Consider the following 4,941-nt stretch of genomic DNA (forward strand, 5'->3'; position numbering starts at 1 on the left):
GCACCGTGCAGGCGCCGCATTGCGCGACGCCGCAGCCATACTTGGTTCCAGTCAGGCCCAGTTCATCTCGGAGCACCCATAGCAGCGGGGTGTCCGGCGACGCGGTCACTGTCAGAGACTTGCCGTTGACGTCCAGCGTCGTCGCCATTTTGGATTCCTCCGCCTAGGAAGCGGGCAAGTTAACGTTGTTCAGACGCTGGCGTAAACCGGGGCTTTGCCCGGTGCGCGGCCAACGGGTATCACCATGCCGAACTTTCGAACCTCCGGAGCCTTCATGTCCCGCCCCGTTCTCGCCGCCGTCTTCCTTGCTCTGGCCTCGGGCTCGCCGGCCCTGGCCGCCGACGGCGCGCAGCTGTTCAACATGCAGTGCCGCATGTGCCACACGGGCGGGCCGATGGGCCCCTCTCTGGTGGGTGTGGCCGGCGGACCGATCGCCGCCAAGACCTTCGCTTATTCGCCTGGCCTGAAGGCCAAGGGTGGAACCTGGACCGACGCCAATCTCGACGCCTATCTCAAGCAGCCCGCGGCGTTTTCGCCCGGCACCAAGATGCTGATCAATGTGCCTTCTGCAGAGGTTCGGGCCGCCCTTATCGAATATCTCAAGACCCTGAAGTAGCGCCGATGGACGCCTTCCCCGCCTTCTTCCCGCTGACCGGGCGCACGGTCGTGGTGGCGGGGACCGGCGAGGGCGCCGACGCCAAGGTTCGGCTGTTCGCGGGCTCTCCCGCCCGGATCGCCCGGATCGCGCCCGAACGGGCCGGCGACCCGGCGGCCTATGCCGGCGCGGTGCTGGCCTTCGTGGCCGGCGGCGAGCGGGACTGGGCCGAAAACGCCGTCGCCGCCGCCCGCCGCGCCGGGGTGCCGGTCAACGCCGTGGACCGTCCCGACCTCTGCGACTTCACCACGCCGGCCCTGGTCGACCGGGGCGAGGTGGTCGCGGCCATCGGCACCGGCGGCGCCTCGCCGATGCTGGCCACAATGCTGCGTCAGGACCTGGAAGCCCGCGTGCCCGAGGGCGCCGGCCGTATCGCCGCCCTGTTCCGCCAGATGCAGGATGAGGTTCGTTCCGCCTTGCCCGATCCGGCCGCGCGGCGTCGGTTCCTGCGGCGCGCCCTGGAAGGGCCGGCCGCCGAGGCGGCGCTGGCCGGCGACATGGCGACCGCCGCCGCCCGTTTCCGCGCCGAACTGAGCAAGGGCGACGCGGCTGCCGGCCGCGTGATCTACATCGATGCGAGGGGCCCGGCCGATCACCTTTCGCTGCGCGCCCTGCGCGGTCTTGGCGCAGCCGACGGGCTGATCCTGGATGACGGGGCCGATCCGGACATCGTGGGCATGGCCCGCCGTGACGCTGATCGACTTACCCCTCAAGACGCGGCGGGACTCGCCGCCCTTGCGAAGGAGGGGCTGGTGATCGCGCGGCTGACCACAGCCGATGACGGCCGCGCCGAGCGGCTGGCGCTGGCGGCCCTCGGCGTCGCCACCGAGGTCCTGCCTGTCGCCCGCTGAGGCCGATCAGGTGTTGAGCGGTCGCCCCTTGGTCTCCGGCAACAGCAGGATGCAGACCACCACCGACAGCGCGGTGAAGGCGAACGGGTACCAGAGCCCGGCATAGATATCGCCCGTCGCCGTCACGATGGCGAAGGCGGTGAAGGGAACGAAGCCGCCCACCCAGCCCGTGCCGATGTGATAGGGCAGGCTGAGGGCGGTGTAGCGCACCCGCGTGGGGAACAGCTCCACCAGACTGGCCGCGATCGGGCCATAGAGCGCGGTCGCCGCCGTGACGAAGATCAGCAGGATGCCGAAGGCGCCCCAGAGGTTCATGCGCTCCGGATCGGCCTTGGTCGGATAGCCGGCCCGCGCCAGGGCTTCCTTCAACCGGGTTTCGACGCTGGTCTTCACGGCCTTGGCCACTTCCGGCGAAAGGCCGGCGGCGCTGGTTGAGGGGATGGTCTGGTCGCCGATCCGCACCAGGGTCGGGCTGCCGGGCGCAGCCGCCTCGTTGCTGTAGGAAACGCCGGCGTTGGCCAGCGTTGATTTCGCCAGGTCGCAGGCCGAGACGAAGCTCGCCTTGCCCACGGGATCAAACTGCAGCTTGCAGTCCGCAGGATCGGCGATCACCACCACCGGCGTGCGCGCCTCCGCCTCGGCCAGCGCCGGGTTCAGCGTGTGCGCCAGCATGTGGAAGCCGGGGAAGTAGGCGCCGAGCATCAGCACCATGCCGAACAGCATCACCGTCTTGCGGCCCAGGATATCCGACAGCCAACCGAACGCGACATAGAGCACCGCGCTCGCCGCGGTCACCGAAAGCATCAGGATGTTGATGGTCTCCGGAGAGACCTTCATGAAGCGCTCCATGAAGGTCTGAACGTAGAAGAAGCCCGTGTACCAGACCGCCCCCTGCGCGCACATCACGCCGAACAGCGCGATCAGCACCAGGCGCAGGTTGGGCCACTCGCCGAAGGCCTCCTTGAACGGCGCCTTGGACTGGGCGCCTTCGGCCTTGAGGCGGGCGAACTCCGGGCTTTCGGTCAGCTTCAGGCGCATCCAGATCGATATCGCCAGCAGCACGCCCGAGAACAGGAACGGGATGCGCCAGCCCCAGGCGTCGAACGCCTCATTGCCCACCGAAATCCGGGTGATCAGGATCACCACCAGGGCGCCGAACAGGCCGAACGCCGCCGAGCTCTGGATCCAACTGGTGGCGAAGCCGCGCCCGTTGGCCGGCGCATGCTCGGCGACATAGATCGCCGCGCCGCCATACTCTCCGCCCAGGGCGAAGCCCTGCAGAATGCGCATCAGGATCAGCAGGATCGGCCCGATCAGGCCGGCCTGTTCGTAGCTCGGCAGGAAGCCGATCGCCACGGTCGCCACGCCCATCAGGATGACGGTGGCCAGGAACGCGCCCTTGCGGCCCTTCTGGTCGCCGATGCGTCCGAACACCAGCGCGCCCAACGGCCGGAACAGGAACCCCGCCCCGAACAGCGCCAGCGCCGCCGCCAGCGCCGCCGTCTCCGACAGGCCGGTGAAGAAGGTCTTGGAGATGACGCCGATCAGGCTGCCGAAGACAAAGAAATCGTACCACTCGAAGGTGGTCCCCGCCGACGACGCCGCGATCACCGTCCGCAACGAGGTGGGTTTCTCTTCGTCCTTCGCCGTCGCGTCAGCCATTCCTGGAGTCCTTGCCCGATTTCCCTGCGATTCCAGGTTTAGCCCGGATAGCGCGTCCGCCGGAAGCCCTCGCGCCCAGCGGGCTTTACCTCACCCCCACATAGGTCTTCACCAGGTCGAACAGATAGTCCCGCCCGTCGTAGAGCGACTGCACCCGGATGCGTTCGTTCAGGCCGTGCGCGCCGCCGCCGTCCAGATCGACGAAGATGCCGGGCGCGCCGTAGACGAAAATGCTCGCCGGGCCGAAGTAGCGGGCGTCCGTCGCCCCCGACGACATTGAAGGGATCACCGGGACGCCGGGGAAGTGCTTCTCCGCCAGCGCCTTCATCGGCCCCACCACCTTGGGATCCAGCGGCGGGTTAATGGCGATCGGACGGACGGGCGGGATCACCTCGACCTTCACCTCGGGATCGCCGATCACCTTCTCCAGCGTCTCGCGCGTGCCCTCCACCGTCTCGCCCGGGAAGATGCGGCAGTTGACCGTAGCCGCGGCGCGCTGTGGCAGCGCATTGTTGGCGTGGCCTGCGTCCAACCGCGTGGTGACGCAGTTGGTTTGCAGGATCGAGTTTACATTCAGGTCGATGGCCGCGACGCGCGCGGCCTCGGCGTCGTCGGGATTGGCCAACAGTCTCCTGAGCGCCTCGCCCACCGCGTCGCGCCGCTGAGCCCGCAGCTCGAAGCCCACCCGGGTCGTGTCGGTGAACTTCGCGGGAAACACATGGGCTCGAATCTTCAGGAGCGCTTCGGCCAGCTGATAGATCGCGTTGTCGGGCCGCGGTCGCGACGAGTGTCCGCCGGGATTCGTGACGGTCACCCGGTAGCTCTGCGCCGCCTTCTCGCCCACCTGGATCGACAGGATCTCGCGCTTGCCGTCGGCGCCGAGGCGCCCGCCGCCGCCCTCGTTCAGAACGAAGTCCGCTGCGATCAGCTCACGCCGGTTCTTGACCAGCCAGTCGGCGCCGTTGAACGCCTCGGCGGTCTCCTCGCCGCAGGTGAGCGCCATCTTCAGCGTCCGTTTCGGCGTCGTCCCCGCGCGCTTCAGCCGGATCATGGTGTCGACCCAGACGGCGTTCATGCCCTTCATGTCGGCGACGCCGCGGGCGTAGAAATAGCCGTTCTCCTCGATCAGCGTGAACGGGTCCCGCGTCCAGTCCTCCCGGCGCGCCTCGACCACATCGTGTGGCCGAGCAGGAGGATCGCGCCCGCCTTCGGATCGGAGCCCTTGAGGACGGCCGTGACGCTGCCCTCCTTGGGCTTATCGGCGGTGGCCAGCACCTCGACGTCGGCCGCTGCGTATCCCGCCGCCTTCAATCGCGCCGCCATCCGCTCGGCGGCCAGGGTGCAGCTTCCCGCCGAAAGCGTAGTGTTGGTCTCCACGAGCTCCTTGAAGATCTCGCGAAACGCCAGCTGATCTGGGCGCGGCGACTGCGCGTGCGCGGGCGGCAAAGCGGCGACCGCACCTAATGGGGCCGCCAGGAACGCGGCTCTTCGGACAAGCATTGAAAATCCCCATTGTGATCTGCGCACTCAATCACGGGGTCGCCATGCGGGAAAGCAGGCGCTCAGGCCGCGGCGCTCTCGCAAACGAGGCTGTCGTGACGCCGCTGGGCGGCCTGGGCGATCTCGGTGAGCAGTTCGCCGGGCGAGATCGGTTTGCCCACAACGCCGTCCATGCCGGCGTCGAGATAGGCTTGGCGTTGATGCGCCAGCACGTTGGCGGTCAGCGCGACGATCGGCGTCGCCGCCACGTCTCCGCCCATCGCGCGAATGCGG

At 68.4% G+C, this 4,941-nt stretch carries 7 protein-coding genes; 2 read left to right on the forward strand and 5 right to left on the reverse strand.

Annotated features, from left to right (window positions below):
- Positions 1 to 148: (2Fe-2S)-binding protein (locus ACIQ3R_RS15185; RefSeq protein ID WP_397419707.1), on the reverse strand; the 148-nt coding region annotated here is incomplete at its 3' end.
- A 126-nt stretch (positions 149 to 274) separates the two neighbouring features.
- On the opposite strand from ACIQ3R_RS15185, the gene ACIQ3R_RS15190 reads away from it, so the two are divergent.
- Positions 275 to 616: a c-type cytochrome gene (locus ACIQ3R_RS15190; protein WP_397419701.1), complete on the forward strand. Its 342-nt coding sequence runs from the start codon at positions 275 to 277 to the stop codon at positions 614 to 616.
- 5 nt (positions 617 to 621) lie between these two features.
- Positions 622 to 1,506, forward strand: a complete 885-nt coding sequence (locus ACIQ3R_RS15195; protein WP_397419702.1) for a siroheme synthase — start codon at positions 622 to 624, stop codon at positions 1,504 to 1,506.
- A 6-nt stretch (positions 1,507 to 1,512) separates the two neighbouring features.
- On the opposite strand, the gene ACIQ3R_RS15200 is transcribed toward ACIQ3R_RS15195, so the two are convergent.
- From ACIQ3R_RS15200 to ACIQ3R_RS15215, 4 genes are all read right to left on the reverse strand, one after another.
- Positions 1,513 to 3,168 carry an MFS transporter gene (locus ACIQ3R_RS15200; protein WP_397419703.1) on the reverse strand — a complete coding sequence of 552 codons (1,656 nt, stop codon included), beginning with the start codon at positions 3,166 to 3,168 and terminating at the stop codon, positions 1,513 to 1,515.
- Between the two features lie 85 nt (positions 3,169 to 3,253).
- On the reverse strand, positions 3,254 to 4,342 hold the full coding sequence (locus ACIQ3R_RS15205) for a M20/M25/M40 family metallo-hydrolase (protein ID WP_397419704.1): 1,089 nt from the start codon (positions 4,340 to 4,342) through the stop codon (positions 3,254 to 3,256).
- Positions 4,294 to 4,668, reverse strand: coding sequence for a hypothetical protein (locus ACIQ3R_RS15210; protein ID WP_397419705.1), 375 nt, complete (start codon positions 4,666 to 4,668; stop codon positions 4,294 to 4,296). The genes ACIQ3R_RS15205 and ACIQ3R_RS15210 overlap by 49 nt, the downstream gene beginning before the upstream one ends.
- A 62-nt stretch (positions 4,669 to 4,730) precedes the next feature.
- On the reverse strand, positions 4,731 to 4,941 hold a 211-nt coding region (locus ACIQ3R_RS15215), incomplete at its 5' end, for a hypothetical protein (protein ID WP_397419706.1).

This window comes from Phenylobacterium sp. (assembly GCF_044371015.1).
GTDB lineage: Bacteria > Pseudomonadota > Alphaproteobacteria > Caulobacterales > Caulobacteraceae > Phenylobacterium.

What these genes read in the sequence shown, in the direction of transcription:
- ACIQ3R_RS15190 (WP_397419701.1), top strand. Translation starts at nt 275, where the DNA reads ATGTCCCGCCCCGTTCTCGCCGCCGTCTTCCTTGCTCTGGCCTCGGGC.
- ACIQ3R_RS15195 (WP_397419702.1), top strand. Translation starts at nt 622, where the DNA reads ATGGACGCCTTCCCCGCCTTCTTCCCGCTGACCGGGCGCACGGTCGTG.
- ACIQ3R_RS15200 (WP_397419703.1), bottom strand. Translation starts at nt 3,168, where the DNA reads ATGGCTGACGCGACGGCGAAGGACGAAGAGAAACCCACCTCGTTGCGG.
- ACIQ3R_RS15210 (WP_397419705.1), bottom strand. Translation starts at nt 4,668, where the DNA reads ATGCTTGTCCGAAGAGCCGCGTTCCTGGCGGCCCCATTAGGTGCGGTC.